Origin of the sequence: Nocardia neocaledoniensis, assembly GCF_003182135.1 — a bacterium.
GTDB classification, from domain to species: Bacteria; Actinomycetota; Actinomycetes; order Mycobacteriales; family Mycobacteriaceae; genus Nocardia; species Nocardia neocaledoniensis.
The window spans coordinates 57,984-75,413 of record NZ_QGTL01000017.1 but is presented as its reverse complement, the minus strand read 5'-3'; the positions used below and the strand labels follow the sequence as shown (position 1 = coordinate 75,413).

Sequence of the window (17,430 nt, the reverse complement as noted above, 5' to 3'; positions counted from 1 at the left end):
ATCGAGAAACCGCAAGGTAGCAACGCGCTCCCCGCCCCACACCGATTGCGTTCAGCCTGAGCCGATCTCGCGGATCGCGGCGCCGCGCGGGCGATAATGGCCGACGAACGGCGACGGCCCGGCGAGTGTGATGCTCGCCGGGCCGTCAGCGCGATCACTCAGAAGGCGCGGCAGGACCGGATGTCGGTGGCCAGGATGGCCTTCGCGCCGAGATCGGCGAGCCGGTCCATCAGGTCGTTGCCCTGCTTGCGCGGGACCAGGGCGCGCACCGCGACCCACTCGGGGTCGGTCAGCGGGGACACCGTCGGCGACTCGAGGCCGGGGGTGATGGCGACGGCCTCGTCGAGCAGCGACTTGGGGCAGTCGTAGTCGAGCATCAGGTACTGCTGGGCGAACACCACACCCTGGATGCGGGCGATGAGCTGGTTGCGGGCCCGGTCGTCGCGATCGGAGCCGGTGCGCTCGATGAGCACGCCCTCCGAGTCGCACAGCGACTCACCGAAGGCGACCAGATTGTGCTGGCGCAGGGTGCGACCCGAACCGACGACGTCGGCGATCGCATCGGCCACGCCGAGCTGGATGGAGATCTCCACCGCGCCGTCGAGCCGGATCACCTCGGCCTCGATCCCGAACCGCGCCAGATCCGCGCGCACCAGGTTCGGGTACGAGGTGGCGATCCGCTTGCCCGCCAGATCCTCGACCTTCCACTCGTCCCCGGCCGGGGCGGCATAGCGGAACGTCGAGCGGCCGAAGCCGAGGGAGAGCCGCTCGGTCACCGGCGAGCCGGAGTCCAGCGCCAGGTCGCGGCCGGTGATGCCGAGGTCGAGCTCACCGGAGCCGACGTAGATGGCGATGTCCTTGGGCCGCAGGAAGAAGAACTCGACCTGGTTGACGGGGTCGAGGACGGTGAGCTCGCGAGAATCGGTGCGTTTGCGGTAACCGGCCTCGCTGAGGATGGAGACGGCCGATTCCGACAGCGAACCCTTGTTGGGAACAGCGACGCGCAACATGGGAATGGGGACCTTTCGGGGAGAAGCGGAGGGGACGACGTGTCGACGGGACGGATCAGCCGTCACAGATGTCGGTACACGTCCTCGAGCTTCAGCCCGCGACCCACCATCATCACCTGGACCCAGTACAGCAACTGGGAGATCTCCTCGGCGAGGGCTTCGTCGCTCTCGTGCTCGGCGGCCAGCCAGATCTCCCCGGCCTCCTCCAGCACCTTCTTACCCTGGAAATGGACGCCGGCGTCCAATGCGGCCACGGTGCCCGACCCCTCGGGGCGGGTCTGGGCACGCTCGGTCAGCTCGGCGAACAGGGATTCGAAGTTCTTCACGATGAGTGATTGTTTCACACCGTGTACACCGGTTTTCCCGCGCACCGCGGCCGTCGGGGGCCACGATGCGCGGGGACCGGTCAGGACTGGTCCGCGAGGAGTTCGCGCAGGTCGGCGACCGCAGTACGCAGGTGGTCGGCGAAGGCGTACATCTCCTCGGCCACCGACTTCGGCGTGGCCAGGTAGATGTTCCAGCGGTCGGGCAGCAGCACGTAGGCGATGCCGATGCACTTCGGGCTGGTGGAGCCGAAGCCGAAGTAGCGGATGTACTGCGACGGCGCCGAGCTGGTGCTCAGGTAGTCGTCGCGCATGATCGTCCAGCCGGGGCTGTCGAACAGGGCGATCCGCTCGTCGGCAAGGCCGAGTTCGGGGCCGCGCCTGCGCTGGATCCACTCCAGCTCCCACAGGTGCTGTTCCGGCGCCTGTCCTGCCTGGCACTCCTTGGCCCGGCCGACGTGGGCGCTCGCCGCCGCGCGGGCCGCCGCCAGCTGGGTGGCGCGGTCGGCGGTGTCGTCGACCATCGCGTCGACGAAGGCCACCATCTCCGGGGTCACCACGCGCATGGCCTCGGTGCGACCGTTGCGGAACTGCCGGGTCGCGATGGACTCGTAGGTGGCGCCGGTCAGGCCCTTGCTGCGCCGGTGGGCGAGCTGGTAGGCCAGCTGGGCGAAGGCGTCGGGCGAGATGCCGAGCCGCTTGGCCGCCGCGGTCCCGAAGTCGTCGAAGGAGACCAGCGAGGTGGCGGTGTCGGCGGCGAAGCGCGCGAAGTCGGCGCCCGCCGCGGCGATGTCGGCCCGCGCGGCCGAATCGAGGACGAACTCGATCGGCTCGACCGAGGGCAGCCCCTGGGCCCGCGCGCCGCTGGTAGCGGCGTGGTCCTGCGCGGTCCGCTCGAGCAGCGCGTCCACGAACGACAGCACGGTGGTGCCGTCGAGCCCGCAGTGCTCGATGTTGATGCCTGCCTGGCCGTCGGCGAAGACGATGAACGACACCGACTTGTCGAAGTACCGGTTGGCGCTGTCGCCGTGCAGCAGCTGATCGCAGGCGTGCAGTTCGTCGCGCGGGGCGAAGTCCTCCAGGCACACCGCGAACAGCGCGGTCTCGATCTCGTCGAACGCGGCGAGGTTGGCGGGCTCGGTGCGCAGCGCGGCCCGGCTGCGCGCCCATTCCGCGCGCGCCTTGGTGGTGAGGTGGCCGACGGCGGTGTCGGTGGCGGCGGGCTTGGTGCCGCCCTTGATCACGGCGCGCAGCCCGTCGACGACGTCGGAGAACGCGTACGGCGCGCCGTCGGCGCCGATCACGTCCATCCGGAACGCGTTGCCGCGGTAGAAGACCACGATGTGGCGGGCGTCCGACGGACCCGGCCACTCCGCGCTGTACGGCTTGCGCACGGAGTCCTGGATCTCGCCCGGGATCCGGGTCTCTGAGAACAAGTACTTGTTCTGCCACATCGACAGCTGCTGACCGCGCTGGGTGACCGGCGGGATCTGCTCCTTGTCCAGCGCGAGCTTGTAGTCCACGGCGGCGCCGACGAGCGCCGCGGCCCGCTCGGTCTGCCCGGCCACGGTCGAGGCCGCGAGCGGGGTGTCGTCGCGGAAGAGGAACACGAAGTTGGCGTTGAGCGCGATCCGATCGCGGCGGCCCAGGTAACGCGAGGGCCAGAACTCGTCGAGCCAGCTGCCGACCCCGGGCGTCGCGTCGTATTCCGCGAGCGCGGCGTGCAGGGTCCGGCCCGCACCACCGGGCCGCAGCAGCTCGGCTACTGCGGCCTCGGTGGTGGCGAGTTCGTCGGCGTCGAGCAGCGGTCGGCACCACTGCAGGAACCGCGCGCAACTGTCGTCCAGTGTCGGCAGCGGTACCCGGGGCAGGGTGTCTTCGGCGGCGAACGTCGGTTGGTTCAATCCAGATCCTCAGGTCTCGATGGGATGCGGGCGGGAGACGAACAGGTTGGCGTAGAGCCAGCCCTCGGCTTCGTGGTCGGTGGTGTCGATTCCCTTGGCGGCCAACGCATCCAGCACCTGGGCGCGTTCCTGATCGGAGGCGAAGCGACGCTGCTGGAACATACCGGGACGTTGCTCGCTGCGATAGCCGAGCGCGGCGAGTTCCTCGGCGATGGGGCCGAAATCGAACATCCGCAACACGAAATGCGCCATCCACGGTCGCTTGTGTGGATCCGCTTGCGCGACCCTGGACAGGGTTTTCTCGGTGATGTAGCCGACACAGCCGGTGGAGATCACCAGATCCGCCGAGGCGAGCACACGGCGTTGCGCCTCGGTCGGCTCGGTGGCCTCGAGGTCGGCGTGCACGTAGTCGTGCAGGAATCCGGCGGCGTGAGCGTAGGCAAGCGCCGGGCGTGCGGCGTCCATCCCGACGAAGCGTACGTCGGGCAGCAGGTCGGTGCGTAACCGCTCCCGGTCCGCCGCGATCAGCCCGACCTTGTCGGTCTCGGCGTGGTCGCGATAGTGCCCGGCCAGCTCCTCGACCGTGGTGCCGGTCCGCAGCAGCGCCGCGTTCACCCCGTAGGAGCACCCCAGGTCCAGCACCGTCGGGATCCGGTCCGGCCGGGCGGCGCGCAGCTGGCGCAACTGCTCCTGGAAGTGCGGCTTGGCCAGTTCCGGAATCCGGTAGTCCAGCTCGTTCATCCGCGCGAAGTAGGCACGCGGATCAGGACTTTCGTAGATGTCGTCGAAGGATGCTTTGCCGGTGGTGTGCAACGGAACGGACATGGGCGGTTCCTCTCAGTCGAGCAGTCGGTCACCTCGGACGGCGTCGGCCGCGGCGGCCACGTGGTCGGGCAGGACACGGCCGAACAGCTGCCTGGTGCGTTCGACAGTGCCGATCACCCCTGGCCGGTCCGTGTAGGCGAAGATCGCCGAATGTCGTTGGCCCGCACCGGCCACCTCGGTGACGCGGTGCAGGGAGAAGCGGCCCTTGAACAGCTGCAGATCACCGGGGCGCAACTCCAGCGCGCGGATGAACCGCTCGCCCTCGCCGGTGAGCACGGACCGCACGTCGTCGAGATGCTCGGCGCGCGGATCACGGATGTTGGGGCAGTACTCGAAGACGCCACCGGCCTCGGGGCGCCGGGTGAGCATGCTGACGGTGAACTCGTTGGTGTCGAAATGCCACGGATGCGACATGCCCGGCTCGACGACATTGAGGCACAACCCGGCCAGTGGATCGGCGAATTCGTGCAGCTCGTCGAGTTCGAAGCAGTCGGCGACGAAACGCTGGAAGACGGGGTCGGTGTAGAGGCGCTGGATCAGCGCGTCGGCGGGGATGCGGTCGCGGGCGACGAAGGCGTTGCCGCGATCGAGCACGATCCGGGCCGGATGATCCTCGGGCAGATCGGCGTCGAGCGGGATGTTGTAGGCGTTGACCCGCTCCACCTTGTAGTGGGCGTGCGGGGCGATCCGCTCCCCCTCCACGCGCAGCGTGGCCCACAACTCCGGCCGGATGAATCCGCGCAGGACCGTGCAGCCGTCCTCGGCGAGTTCGGCCCGCGCGGCCGCCACGGCGGCGCGCCTGCCGTCACCACCGAGTTCGGTGAGCGGATACCGTGCGATGTCGACGATTTCGTCAAGCCCCCGCATGCCTGTCATGCGTTCATTTTGCGGGAACTTTCCGCGACACGCCCGCGTTTCGCCGAATCCGGCCTATCCCGAACAGATCACAGTGAGATGAATTCGACTGTGCGGCAAGAGTTTTCGAAAATTCAACCGCGATCGCGGAATTATCACGGTAGGCTATTACGCCCTATCTCGCTGCGCCGCCGAGATGTTCGTCGCGCACCGCGGTCGCGGCCCGCAGATCGTCGACCGACAGACCTACCAGTGTTTCCCGGAATACCCGCCCAGGCACCTCGGGAACCGCGATTTCGCAGGGAATCACGATCAGCGCGCAGCCTGCCCCCTGCGCCGCGAGCGCGCCGGTGGGCGAGTCCTCGACGGCCACGCAGTCGCCGGGCGCGAGACCGAGCAGCTCGGCGGCCCTGCGGTAGATGGCCGGGTCGGGCTTGCCGTGCGCCACCTCGTCACCGCAGACGGAGATGTCGAAGAAGTCGCGGCCCAGGGTGTCGAGGCCGTACTCGGCGAGCGAGCGCTTGGTGTTGGTCACCAGGGCACAGCGCAGATCGGCCTCGCGCACCATCGCCAGCGCGTCCTTGGCGCCGGGGCGCCACGGGATCGGGCCGAGCATCAACTCGGTGACCCGCTCCTCGAGGAAGTCGCCCGCCTCGGCGATCACCTGCGGCGTGGCCGGTACGCCGATCCCGTCGAACAGGATCCGCAGGGCGTTCGGGCCCGCGGCGCCGATCAGCGCGTGGCGGACCTCGTCGGACAGTTCCCTGCCGTGTTCGCGGGCGAGCTCGCGCACCGCGATGTCCCACAGCTTCTCCGAATCGAGCAGCGTGCCGTCCATATCCCACAGCACCGCGGCCGGTCGCGCGCTCACCTGGTTCTCGCCTCGTTCTCGTCACGTCGGGTCGGACCGGTGATCACCGGTCCGGTCCAGCGTAGCGGGTGCGGCTCAGACCCCCGACGCGGTGATCTGCAGCCCGCTCCCCGCGCCGCCGACCTGGATCCAGCGATTCTCCGAGCTCACCGAGCCGTTCGTGAGGTGGTAGGTGAGCGAGACGACGGCGCGGTTCTCCCCGCTCGGAGTGATCGCGCCCACGCTCACCGAGCGCACGGTCGACCAGAACGAGGAGTACTGGCCGAACCCGCCGGTCTGGGCCTGATAGCCCGGCGCGAGCTGGGCCCACGCCCCGCCGACGTTGCCCGGCAGCATGCCGTAGTACCCGGCGATGAACTGGCTGATCCGCTCGGGTGTCGGTGGTCCCGCCTGCGTGGTCGTCGTCGTGGTCGGCGCGGGCGTAGAGGTGGGCTTGGCCGAGGTGCTCGTTGCCGGGGCGGTCGTCGCGGTGGGTCCGCTGGGGGTGACGGTGACGGGCACGGTGACCGTCTCCTGGTCGGGCACGATCACCACGGTGCTCACCTTGCCGTCGACGACGGTGGTGACGGTGACCGGATCCGCGGCCCGCCGACCGGGATCGGCGCCGCGATCGCGGGTCAGCACGAGGACCACCAGCATCACCGTGAACGCCGCGACGGCGGCGGCGAGCAGCAGGATGGCACGATTGTTGTTGTGCGCGGACTCGGTGCGCGCGGGCGGATTGGCGCCTGCCGGTGGCGCACCCGAGGGCGACACCGCGCCGGTGCCGTTCCCGCCCGTCGGCGCGTGAAGTGCGCCGTCCCCCGTCCCAGTGGGACGCTGACCCGCGCTCGCCGTGGAACCCGGTCCCGCCGCACCGGCGCCCCCCGACGATCCGCCGGTGATGGCCGAGCGCGCCGCCTTGGCCAGCGCGAGGCCACCACCCAGAAGTCCCGCTGCGCCGGCCTTCGCGGCCGACCCCGTGGTGGGCGCGGTCGGCTGCGGCAGCAGCGTGGTGGCCGCCTCGCTCATCGGCAGCACCTTCGTCGCCGTTGCCGGCAAGGCCGGAACCCGGCCCGCCGCAACGTCTTCCAGTGCCTTCCTGGCCTGTGCCATGGTCGGCCGCTCCTCGGCCGACGCGGTGAGCAGCCACATCAGCACCGGGCCCAGCGGCCCGGCCCGCTTCGGCTCCGGCACGACGCCGCGCGCGACCGCGTGCAGCACGGCCAACGGGTTGTCGCCCTCCCCGAACGGCGGGGCGCCCTCCACCGCGGCGTAGAGGGTGGAGCCGAGCGCGAACACGTCGGCGGCGGGCTTCGGGTTGTCTCCCCTGGCGATCTCGGGCGCCAGGTAGGCCGGGGTCCCCGCCAGGAACCCCGTGGCGGTGACGGTGACGTCGCCGGTGGCGTGCGAGATGCCGAAGTCGGTGAGCTTGACCGTGCCGTCGTCGCCGACGAGCAGGTTGGCAGGCTTCACGTCGCGATGCATGATCCCGGCGTCGTGGGCCGCCGACAGCGCCGCGGCGGCCTGCGCGCCGATTCCGGCCACCTCGATCGGGGGCAGGGTCGCGCCGCCTGCCAGCTTCACCGCCAGACTCGGCGCGTTCATGTACTCCATGACCAGCCACGGCTGGCCGTCTTCCTCGGCGACGTCGAAGACGGTGATGGCGTTCGGGTGGTGCAGGCGCGCGGCGATGCGGCCCTCGCGCATGGCGCGCAACTTCGCCTCCAGCGCCTGGGTTCCGGTGAGACCCGGCGCGAGCAGCAACTGCTTCACGGCCACGGTGCGGCGCAACCGGACATCGGTGGCACGCCACACGACCCCCATCGCGCCCGTGCCGATCGGGTCGGTGAGCCGATAGCGACCCGCGATCAACCGATCCGATGTCATAGCTTGTGCCCCTCCTGCAATACCGCCGAGTCGTCCAGCCCTCCGCGCCACAGCGGGATGAAACTTTCCGAAAATCCTACGTGCTGAACTGCTTTGCCCTGCGCCGAGGGCGATCCGCTCCAGGCACTCCACACCGCGTCGTGACCGGACTCACAAACGACGCCGGACCGGCCCGCGCGGGACCGGTCCGATCAGCCGAGAACTGTCAGTGTGTCAGGCGTTGAAGTACTTCGCCTCCGGATGCAGCAGCACGAACGCGTCGGTGGACTGCTCGGGGTGCAGCTGCAGTTCCTCCGACAGCGTCACCCCCACCCGGTGCGCCTCCAGCAGGTCGACCAGTTTGGCCCGGTCCTCGAGCTCCGGGCAGGCGCCGTAGCCGAAGGAGTACCGCGCACCGCGGTAGCCGAGCTTGAAGTACTCCTGGATGTCGGCGGGATCGTCGTCGGCGACGGAGTGGCCCTCCAGGGTCAGCTCCTCGCGCACCCGGCGGTGCCAGTACTCGGCCAGCGCCTCGGTGAGCTGCACGCCCACGCCGTGCACCTCGAGGTAGTCGCGGTAGTTGTCGGCCGCGAACAGTGCGTTGGCGAAGTCGGCGATCGGCTGACCCATGGTGACCAGCTGGAACGGCAGCACGTCGACCTGCCCGGTCTCGCGGGCCTTGTTCCGCGAGCGGATGAAGTCGGCGATGCACAGGAACCGGTCGCGCTGCTGACGCGGGAAGGTGAACCGGAACCGTTCCGGCGCGTCGGCCTCCGGCTCGGTGAGCACGACGACCTCGTCGCCCTCCGACACCGCGGGGAAGTACCCGTAGACGACGGCGGCGTGCTGCAGCACTCCCTCGGTGGCGAGCCGGTCGAGCCAGGCCCGCAGCCGCGGGCGGCCCTCGGTCTCCACCAGCTCCTCGTAGGTCGGTCCGTCACCGCTGCGCTGACCGCGCAGGCCCCACTGCCCCAGGAACAAGGCGCGCTCGTCGAGCAGGCCCGAGTACTCCTGCAGCGGAAGGCCTTTCACCACACGGGTGCCCCAGAACGGCGGCGTCGGCACCGGCAGGTCTGCGGCGACGTCGGAGCGCTCGGGCACCTCGATCGGCACCTCGGCGGCCTTGCGCTCGGCGGCGATCCGCTTGGACCGCTCGTGGCGGGCCTTGCGCTCGGCGGCCTTCTCCCTGGCGGCGATCGCCTCCGGGCTGTCGGGGTCGAGGCCACCGCCGCGCTTGACGGTCATGATCTCGTCCATCAGGCGCAGGCCCTCGAACGCGTCGCGGGCGTAGTGCACGTCGCCGTCGTAGACCGCGGTGAGGTCGTTCTCCACGTAGGCGCGGGTCAGCGCGGCGCCGCCGAGGAGCACGGGGAACTGCTCGGCCACGCCCTTGGCGTTGAGCTCCTCGAGGTTCTCCTTCATCACCACGGTCGACTTCACCAGCAGGCCGGACATGCCGATCACGTCGGCCTTCTTGTCCTGCGCGGCGTCGAGGATGGTGGCGATCGGCTGCTTGATGCCGAGGTTGACCACCTCGTAGCCGTTGTTGGACAGGATGATGTCGACGAGGTTCTTGCCGATGTCGTGCACGTCGCCCTTCACCGTGGCCAGCACGATCCGGCCCTTGCCGGAGTCGTCGGTGGCCTCCATGTGCGGTTCCAGGTGCGCGACAGCGGTTTTCATCACCTCGGCCGACTGCAGCACGAACGGCAGCTGCATCTGGCCGGAGCCGAACAGCTCACCGACGGTCTTCATGCCCGACAGCAGGGTCTCGTTGATGATCCGCAGCGGCGGGACCGACTTCATCGCCTCGTCCAGGTCCTCGCCGAGGCCGTTGCGCTCGCCGTCGACGATGCGCTGCTCGAGCCGCTCGAACAGCGGCAGCGCGGCCAGTTCCTCGGCGCGCGAGGCCTTCGACGAGGCCGTGGACACGCCCTCGAACAGGGCCATCAGCTTCTGCAGCGGGTCGTAGCCCTCGCTGCGGCGGTCGTAGACCAGGTCGAGGGCGACCTGGCGCTGCTCCTCGGGGATCCGGCTCATCGGCAGGATCTTGGAGGCGTGCACGATCGCCGAATCCAGGCCCGCCTCCACGCATTCGTGCATGAACACCGAGTTCAGCACCTGCCGGGCGGCCGGGTTCAGGCCGAAGGAGATGTTGGACAGGCCGAGGGTGGTCTGCACATCGGGGTGCTTGCGCTTGAGTTCGCGGATCGCGTTGATGGTCTCGAGACCGTCGCGCCGCGACTCCTCCTGGCCGGTGCCCAGGGTGAAGGTCAGCGTGTCGACGATGATGTCGGACTCGAGCAGGCCCCAGTTGGTCGTGATGTCCTCGATCAACCGTTCGGCGATCGCCACCTTGGCCTCGGCCGTGCGGGCCTGGCCCTCCTCGTCGATGGTCAGCGCGACCACGGCGGCGCCGTGTTCGGACACCAGTCGCATGATCTGCTGGAAGCGGGAATCCGGGCCGGCGCCGTCCTCGTAGTTCACCGAGTTCACCGCGCAGCGGCCCCCCAGGTGCTGCAGACCCGCCTGCAGCACGGGCGGTTCGGTGGAGTCGAGCATGATCGGCAGCGTCGAGGAGGTGGCCAGGCGCGAGGCCAGCTCGTTCATGTCGGCGGTGCCGTCGCGGCCCACGTAGTCGACGCACAGGTCGAGCATGTGGGCGCCGTCGCGGGTCTGGTCCTTGGCGATCTCGAGGCAGCGCTGCCAGTCCTCGGCCAGCATCGCGTCGCGGAATGCCTTGGAGCCGTTGGCGTTCGTGCGCTCGCCGATCATCAGGATCGAGGCGTCCTGCTCGAACGGGACGGCGGTGTACATGCTCGACACGGCGGGCTCGTGCTCGGGCGCGCGCCGCGCCTCGATCGGCGGCAGCGTGGACTCGACCGCGCGGACCGCCTCGGCGACCTGGCGGATGTGCTCGGGGGTGGTGCCACAGCACCCGCCGACCAGCGACAGGCCGAATTCGGAGACGAACCCGCTCATCGCGGCCGCGAGCTCCTCGGGGGTGAGCGGGTACTCCGCGCCGTTCGCGCCGAGCACCGGCAGGCCGGCGTTCGGCATCACCGACACCGGGATCTGCGCGTGCCGCGACAGGTGCCGCAGGTGCTCGCTCATCTCGTCGGGGCCGGTGGCGCAGTTCAGGCCGATCATGTCGATGCCGAGCGGTTCCAGCGCGGTCAGCGCCGCGCCGATCTCGCTGCCGACCAGCATGGTGCCGGTGGTCTCCACGGTGACGTGGGTGATGATCGGGATCCGGCGGCCCGCGGCGAGCATCGCGCGCCTGCTGCCGGTGACCGCGGCCTTCACCTGCAGCAGGTCCTGGCAGGTCTCGACGAGGATCGCGTCGGCGCCGCCGTCGAGCATGCCGAGCGCGGCCTCGGTGTAGGCGTCGCGCAGCGCGGCGAACGGAGCGTGGCCGAGGGTGGGCAGCTTGGTGCCGGGGCCCATCGAGCCCAGCACGTAGCGCGGGGTGCCGTCGGCGGCGGGGCCCATCTCGTCGGCGACCTCGCGAGCCAGGCGGGTGCCGCGCTCGGACAGGTCACGGATGCGGTCGGCGATGTCGTAGTCGGCGAGGTTGGGCAGGTTGCAGCCGAAGGTGTTGGTCTCGACGGCGTCGGCGCCCGCCTCGAAGTACGCGCGGTGGATCGCGCGCAGCACGTCGGGCCTGGTGTCGTTGAGGATCTCGTTGCAGCCCTCGAGGCCGCGGAAGTCGTCGAGCGTGAGATCCGCGGCCTGCAACATCGTGCCCATCGCACCGTCGCCGATGACGACACGCCGTCGCAGCGTGTCGAGGAGCGTGGTATCGAACCCGGCGGGCGAGGACGCAGACATGAATCAAGACTAATGGGCGACACCGACGAACCGGACCACTGTGGGTGATCGGAGTGGCCTGCGACACAGCGCGCGCCGGAAACACGCAACAGCGCCGGTCACCGCAAAACAATTCGCCACAGACACTAGGCTGACCGGGTGGATGCCAGTGAGACCCCCGAGACGGAACTGCCGACGTTGCGCAATCCCGTGCTGGTTGCTGCCTTCGAGGGCTGGAACGACGCCGGTGACGCGGCCAGTGGCGCGGTCGAACATCTGGAGTTGATCTGGGACGCCGAGCCGCTCGCCGAACTCGATTCCGAGGACTACTACGACTACCAGGTCAACCGTCCGACGGTGCGTCAGGTCGACGGGGTGACCAGGGAGATCCAGTGGCCCTCGACCATGCTCTCGGTGTGCTCGCCGCCCGGTAGCGACCGTGACGTGGTGCTGCTGCGCGGCATCGAACCGAACATGCGCTGGCGCAGCTTCTGCAACGACCTGCTCGAGTTCATCGAACAGCTGGGCGTGGAGACCGTGGTGATCCTCGGCGCGCTGCTGGCCGACACCCCGCACACGCGACCGGTGCCGGTGACCGGTTCGGCCTACAGCCCCGAGGCCGCCGAGCGGTTCAGCCTGGAGCAGACCAGATACGAGGGCCCGACCGGGATCACCGGCGTGCTGCAGGACCAGTGCGTGAAGGCCGGGGTGCCCGCGGTGTCGTTCTGGGCGGCGGTGCCGCACTACGTCTCCCAGCCGCCGAACCCCAAGGCGACCATCGCGTTGCTGCACCGGGTCGAGGACGTCCTCGACATCGAGGTCCCGCTGGGCGAGCTGCCCAAGCAGGCCGAGGAGTGGGAGGCGGCGGTCAACGAGATGACCGTCGGCGACGAGGAGATCAACGAGTACGTGCGCTCGCTCGAGGAGCGGGGCGACGCGGCGATCGACCTCAACGAGACGATGTCGAAGATCGACGGCGACGCGATCGCGGCGGAGTTCGAGAAGTACCTCCGGCGGCGCGGCCCAGGCAGTTTCGGTCTGTAGTTGTCACCGCTGGCCTGAGAGTCTTCGCTCGCGCGAGCGAAGGCGACGGCGGTTCGGCAGCGGCAGAGATCGTCAGCGCCGTGCTGCTGACCGGTGGGCGGCCGGAGCGCGGCCGCTACCGAGATGGTGGTTCGGATCCGGAGCCGGCCATGGTCAGCGCTCCAGGGTGAGCACTTGGGCGGCCGCCTCGTGTGCCAGCTTCGCGATCAGCAGGTCACGTGGAATCGTCTGGCCCGCAAGGTGATCGAGGGACGGCACCACCACGTGGTGTGCGTCGGCCCGCTTCAATTCCTGGGTGAGCTCGGCGAACGCCGCACCGTCACCCGCGGTCGATTCATGGAACGTCGCGGCGAAACACATCCCCGCGGTGCGCGCGAGGCTGCGTAGCGCATCCTCCAATTGGTCGCCCTGGCCTTCGGCCAGATCGTCCCGCAAGTATCCATAGATCAACGCTTCCACCCGAACCTCCGTTGGATTGGGATCGCTGTTCTGTTGTCGGATCCCCCCGCGCCGCGCCGTGCGCCGCGCGGGGGTACTGCGTTGCCCTGCAAGCTCTCCCACAGGGCGGGTGTCCGGTCTGCGGGCCGGGCACCTACTTACAGCATGCGGATTCGGCGCCGTTCGCAGCAGATGTCAAGCCGATGACATCTACATGCCCTATTCGGGACGCCGAACGTTAACTGGTGGAATACTACCGCCGTGACCGCAACTGATGATCGACCCGTCTGGGCTGTCCGGATGCGCTCGGAACGTGACGCGAGGGGGTGGTCGCAAGCCGATGCCGTCCGCGCGATGCGTGCCAAGTCCTCCCACAACCTGCCGACAGACAGTACTCTGCTCCGCAACTGGCGCCGCTGGGAGTCCGGCGAATCGCGCCCCGACGAGTTCTACGCGCCGATCATCGCGGCTGCGTTCGACACCGTCCCCGCCGCGTTCTTCCCCAAGTCCCGGCCCAACCGCGATGACGAGCTGTTATCGGCGACGGGTATGGACACCCTCGAGTTCATCGGCAGGCTCCGGATGTCCGATGTCAACAGCGCGACGCTGGACGCGGTGCGGATCACCGCCGAACGGCTGTGCTGCGAGTACGCCTACGCCGACCCGCACGACCTGCACGCCGAGGGCACGGCCTGGCTGCGCCGGATCACCTCGCTGCTCGACGGCAGGCTCACCCTGAGCCAGCACCGGGAGATCCTGGTGCTCGCGGGCTGGGTGGCGTTGCTGGTGGGTTGCGTCGATTACGACCTCGGACACCGGGCCGGCGCCGAGGCCACCCGGCGGGCCGCCGATTCGCTGGGCCGCGAGGCGGGCAGCGTCGAGATCTCCGCGTGGGCGGCCGAGATGTCGGCCTGGTTCGCGCTCACCCAGGGAAATTTCCGTGGCGCGATCGACGTCTCCGAGAAGGCGATGTCGGGCACCTCCGCGATGGGTGTCGGCGTGCAGCTGGCCGCGCAGCGCGCCAAGGGCTGGGCCAGGCTCGGCGACCGCAGGGCGGTGCAGACCGCGCTCGACGAGGGCAGGGCGATCCTGTCGCGCACCGGTCATCCGGCGGATCTGGACAACCATTTCGTGGTCGACGCGACCAAGTTCGACTTCTACGCGATGGACTGCTGCCGGGTGGCCGGGCAGGACCGGCTCGCCGAGCGCTACGCCAACCAGGTGATCAAGGACTCGACCAGGCCCGACGGCTCGATCCGCAATCCCATGCGGGTCTCGGAGGCGCGGCTGACGCTGGCCGTGGTGGCGGTGCGTGACCGCGATCTCGAACGGGCCGTCGACGAGGGGGTCGCAGCGTTCACCGCGGGCAGGCGTTCGCTGCCCTCGCTGGCCTGGATCGCGGGCGAGGCCGCGCGCGAGATCATCGAACGCTATCCCGGAGACCCGCGCACCCAGTCGTTCCTCGAGCAGCTGCGCTCGCTCAACGTCGGGTGAGCGGCGCCTACCAGACGGGCGAGGCACGCCGTCGCGGGACGGGTGCCCCGGCCGCGTCGGTCCCCACCACTAACCTGACTCCGGTGACCGACCTCGCCGACGGCCTGCCCAGCGCCGTACCCGCCCTGTGGGACGAGCGGCTGCGGTTGTTCTCGTTCGCGACCGCCGAGAAGCGCGCCGATTACCTGCGGGTGCTGCGCGCCTTCGATAGCGCCCGCGCCGCCTACGTGGTGCTGCTGCACGCCGACGACGTCGCCGACTGGATCGCCAGGGCCGAGACCGGCACCCACGCCGGACCGGCCGGTGTGCCGCTGCCCGCCGCCGAGATCGGGCCGCTGCTCGAACAGCTGCACCGCTGGGGTGTGCTCGAACGCAGCTACGACGGCACCCGCGCGGCCACCCTCGCCGAGTACCGCAACCGGCACTACGTCTACCAGTTCGCGCAGGCCGGCTTCCAGGCCTACCGGGCGGTGGCCGGCGTGCTGACGGCCAGGATGGACGACGCGTCGCTGTCGCGGCTGGTGCTGCCCGAACTGCTCGCCGATCTGGGCACCCTCGCCGCCGCCAATCGCGACGCCGACGCCGAGCGCGTCTACACCACGCTGCGCAGGCTCGACGCGGCGCTCACCGACATGGCCGCGCGGGCCGCGCACTTCTACCTGTCGCTGGGCGATCTGGTGCGCACCACCGAGATCACCCCGGAATCCTTTCTGGCGCACAAGGACGCGCTGCTGGCGCACATGCGCGAGTTCAGCATGGATCTGGCCCGGTTCGCGCCGCGCCTGGCCGCCGCGATCGGCGAGGTCGAGGACACCGGGGTCGATCAGCTGATCGCGCGGGCGGCGAGCTGTGACGAGCGGGTGCTGCTCAGCCCGGGCGAACGCGAGGCCGACTGGCGGGCACGCTGGGACGGCCTGCGCACCTGGTTCGTGTCGGCGGGCGGGGATTCCCCGGAGACGTGCGAGGCCGACCGGCTGCGCGAGGCGACGATGAGCGCGATCGCCGCGGTGCTCTCGCTGCTGCGGCGGGTCACCGAGACCCGGCGCGGCGGGGTCAGCCGGGAATCCGCGCTGCGGCACCTGGCCGCCTGGTTCGTCGACACCCCGACCCTCGGCAGCGCGCACGCGCTCTACGACGCGGTGTTCGGCCTCGGCAAGCCGCGCCATCTCGCGCTCGAGCACCCCGACGCGGAACTGATCCCGGCGAGCCGATCGTGGTGGGACGCACCGCCGTTGGAGATCTCGCGCACCCTGGCCGAGACCGGTCGCGCGCCCAGCGCGGGCGCGCCGGCCCGGATCGCGCGCAACGACGCGGGCATCCGGCGCCTGCGCGAGGCCCAGCTGGCGGCGCAGCGCGACCGGGCGGCGGCGGCCGCGTCGCTGGCCACCGGCGCGGTACACGAGCGCGTGCTCGACGCCCGCGAGACCGAGGTGCTGTTGCGCCTGCTCGACGCGGCGTCGACGGCGTGGGTGCCGGTGAGCGGACGGGTCGACGGCACCACGGGTTCCGACAACGGCGTCACCCTGACGGTGCGGCCGTGCGACGGGTCGACGGTGATCCGCACCGCGGCGGGGTTGCTGCATCTGAACAATCGCCGCCTCGAGGTCACCGCGACCACGCGCAAGGGGGCGAAACGATGAGACAGCGGCGCCGCATCGACGCGCTCGCCCTGGACAGCTACCAGCGCGCGGCCAGGGTGATGCTCGCCAATCACCTGGTGACCAGGGTCTATCCCGATCGGATCGCGCTCCCGCTGGTGCGGCGCTGGGCCACCGAGCTGCGCGAGGACCTGGCCGAACTGTTCGGGTACCGGCTCGAGGTCACCGAGACCACGGCCCGGTTGTATCCGGTGCACGACCGGCTCGACGAGACGGTGCCCGCGCGCAGCGTCAACGATCGGGTGTTCGACCGCCGCCGCTACGCCTATCTGTCGCTGGCGCTGGCGGCGCTGGGTCGCGCCGGCGACCAGATCACGCTGTCGGAACTGGCCGAGCACGTGGCCGATTACGCGAGCCGGATCGAGGGCCTCGAGCTGTCGACCGACCGGGCCGCCGATCGGGACGCGTTCGTCGACGCGGTCGGCTGGCTCGGCGCGCGCGGCGCGCTGACCCTGGCCGACGGCGACGCGGGCGGGTGGGCCTCGGACCCCGAGGCCGGGGAAGCGCTCTACGACATCGATCGCCCGGTGGTGTTCGCGCTGTTCCGGCCGCCGCGGGCCCTGCAGCACCTGCACAGCGTGCGCGGCCTGCTCGCCGACGCCGAGCCCTCGCCCGCCGAGTCGGCGCGCAGGCTGCGCCGCGCTCTCGTGGAGCGCCCGGTGGTCTATCTCGAGGATCTGCCGCCCGCCGAGCGCGCGCTGCTCGCGCAGGACCGCCTCGTCGGCGAGGTCGAGGAGTGCACGGGTCTGCGCGCCGAGCGCAGAGCCGAGGGCGTGGCGCTCATCGACACCTCGGGCCGCTTGTCCGACACCAGGTTTCCCGGCACCGGCACGCTCGCGCAGGTGGCCCTGCTGCTCATCGGCGAGATCGCCGACATGGTGCTCGACATCGATCATCCGCTCCCCCGTCGCCCCGATCCCGGGCCCGACGACGAGCTGCTCGACCGGCTCGACGAGGCCATCCCGGCGGCGGGCGTGTTCGCCCCGCTCGCCGAGGACGGTGACCTCCCCGACCCCGACACGGTGGAGACCGACGGCGAGGACACCGAGCCGGTCACCTATCCGTTCCTGACCGCGGAGTGGGTGCGTGACACGGTCACCGCGCTCACCGACCGCTACGGCGCGACCTTCGCCGCGCAGTGGCAGGCCGATGTCGGCGGCCTCACCACCGAGGTGCTGGCACTGCTGGCCAGGCTGCGGCTGACCCGGCCGGTCGAGGACGGGTTGCTGGTGCTGCCCGCGCTGGCCAGGTACCGCGGCGCGGTGGTCACCGTCCGGGTGCGCCGGGCCGAGGAATTGTTCGTCACCGCCGCGGAGACCAGCGGCGCCGCAACGGGAGGGAACTGAGCAG

At 70.3% G+C, this 17,430-nt stretch carries 13 protein-coding genes; 4 read left to right on the top strand and 9 right to left on the bottom strand.

Going from position 1 to position 17,430, the window contains the following annotated elements; translation table 11 throughout:
- Positions 1–158 precede the first annotated feature (158 nt).
- The 8 genes from hisG to metH form a co-directional block, all read right to left on the bottom strand.
- Positions 159–1,010 (bottom strand): ATP phosphoribosyltransferase, encoded by an 852-nt coding sequence (gene hisG, locus DFR69_RS31155; RefSeq protein ID WP_110041259.1) that lies wholly within the window; start codon positions 1,008–1,010, stop codon positions 159–161.
- Between the two features lie 62 nt (positions 1,011–1,072).
- A complete protein-coding gene (locus DFR69_RS31150; RefSeq protein ID WP_110041330.1) occupies positions 1,073–1,336 on the bottom strand; it encodes a phosphoribosyl-ATP diphosphatase in 264 nt (87 codons plus the stop codon).
- Between the two features lie 80 nt (positions 1,337–1,416).
- A complete protein-coding gene (locus DFR69_RS31145; protein WP_110041258.1) occupies positions 1,417–3,237 on the bottom strand; it encodes a choline/carnitine O-acyltransferase in 1,821 nt (606 codons plus the stop codon).
- Positions 3,238–3,246: 9 nt separating this feature from the next.
- Complete coding sequence (locus tag DFR69_RS31140) at positions 3,247–4,062, bottom strand: class I SAM-dependent methyltransferase (RefSeq protein WP_110041257.1); 816 nt, start codon at positions 4,060–4,062, stop codon at positions 3,247–3,249.
- A gap of 12 nt (positions 4,063–4,074) precedes the next feature.
- A complete protein-coding gene (locus DFR69_RS31135) occupies positions 4,075–4,938 on the bottom strand; it encodes a HalD/BesD family halogenase (protein ID WP_110041256.1) in 864 nt (287 codons plus the stop codon).
- A gap of 154 nt (positions 4,939–5,092) precedes the next feature.
- Positions 5,093–5,788 (bottom strand): HAD family hydrolase, encoded by a 696-nt coding sequence (locus tag DFR69_RS31130; protein WP_244198550.1) that lies wholly within the window; start codon positions 5,786–5,788, stop codon positions 5,093–5,095.
- Positions 5,789–5,863: 75 nt separating this feature from the next.
- Complete coding sequence (locus DFR69_RS31125) at positions 5,864–7,657, bottom strand: serine/threonine-protein kinase (RefSeq protein ID WP_110041255.1); 1,794 nt, start codon at positions 7,655–7,657, stop codon at positions 5,864–5,866.
- Between the two features lie 213 nt (positions 7,658–7,870).
- A complete protein-coding gene (gene metH, locus DFR69_RS31120; protein WP_110041254.1) occupies positions 7,871–11,467 on the bottom strand; it encodes a methionine synthase in 3,597 nt (1,198 codons plus the stop codon).
- Positions 11,468–11,605: 138 nt separating this feature from the next.
- Here metH and DFR69_RS31115 point away from each other — a divergent pair, with 138 nt between their 5' ends.
- The gene (locus DFR69_RS31115) at positions 11,606–12,490 is read left to right on the top strand and encodes a PAC2 family protein (protein ID WP_110041253.1); all 885 of its coding nucleotides are present in this window, start codon (positions 11,606–11,608) and stop codon (positions 12,488–12,490) included.
- Positions 12,491–12,643: 153 nt separating this feature from the next.
- Here the strand turns inward: DFR69_RS31115 and DFR69_RS31110 are convergent, their stop codons facing one another.
- On the bottom strand, positions 12,644–12,949 hold the full coding sequence (locus DFR69_RS31110; RefSeq protein WP_110041252.1) for a hypothetical protein: 306 nt from the start codon (positions 12,947–12,949) through the stop codon (positions 12,644–12,646).
- Positions 12,950–13,282: 333 nt separating this feature from the next.
- On the opposite strand from DFR69_RS31110, the gene DFR69_RS31105 reads away from it, so the two are divergent.
- The 3 genes from DFR69_RS31105 (at position 13,283) to DFR69_RS31095 (ending at position 17,426) form a co-directional block, all read left to right on the top strand.
- Positions 13,283–14,422 carry an NsdA family TPR-like regulatory protein gene (locus DFR69_RS31105; RefSeq protein WP_110041328.1) on the top strand — a complete coding sequence of 380 codons (1,140 nt, stop codon included), beginning with the start codon at positions 13,283–13,285 and terminating at the stop codon, positions 14,420–14,422.
- Between the two features lie 140 nt (positions 14,423–14,562).
- Positions 14,563–16,062 carry a TIGR02677 family protein gene (locus DFR69_RS31100; RefSeq protein ID WP_110041327.1) on the top strand — a complete coding sequence of 500 codons (1,500 nt, stop codon included), beginning with the start codon at positions 14,563–14,565 and terminating at the stop codon, positions 16,060–16,062.
- Positions 16,059–17,426 carry a TIGR02678 family protein gene (locus DFR69_RS31095; protein WP_110041251.1) on the top strand — a complete coding sequence of 456 codons (1,368 nt, stop codon included), beginning with the start codon at positions 16,059–16,061 and terminating at the stop codon, positions 17,424–17,426. Before DFR69_RS31100 ends, DFR69_RS31095 begins: the two co-directional genes overlap by 4 nt.
- The last annotated feature ends 4 nt before the right edge of the window (positions 17,427–17,430 follow it).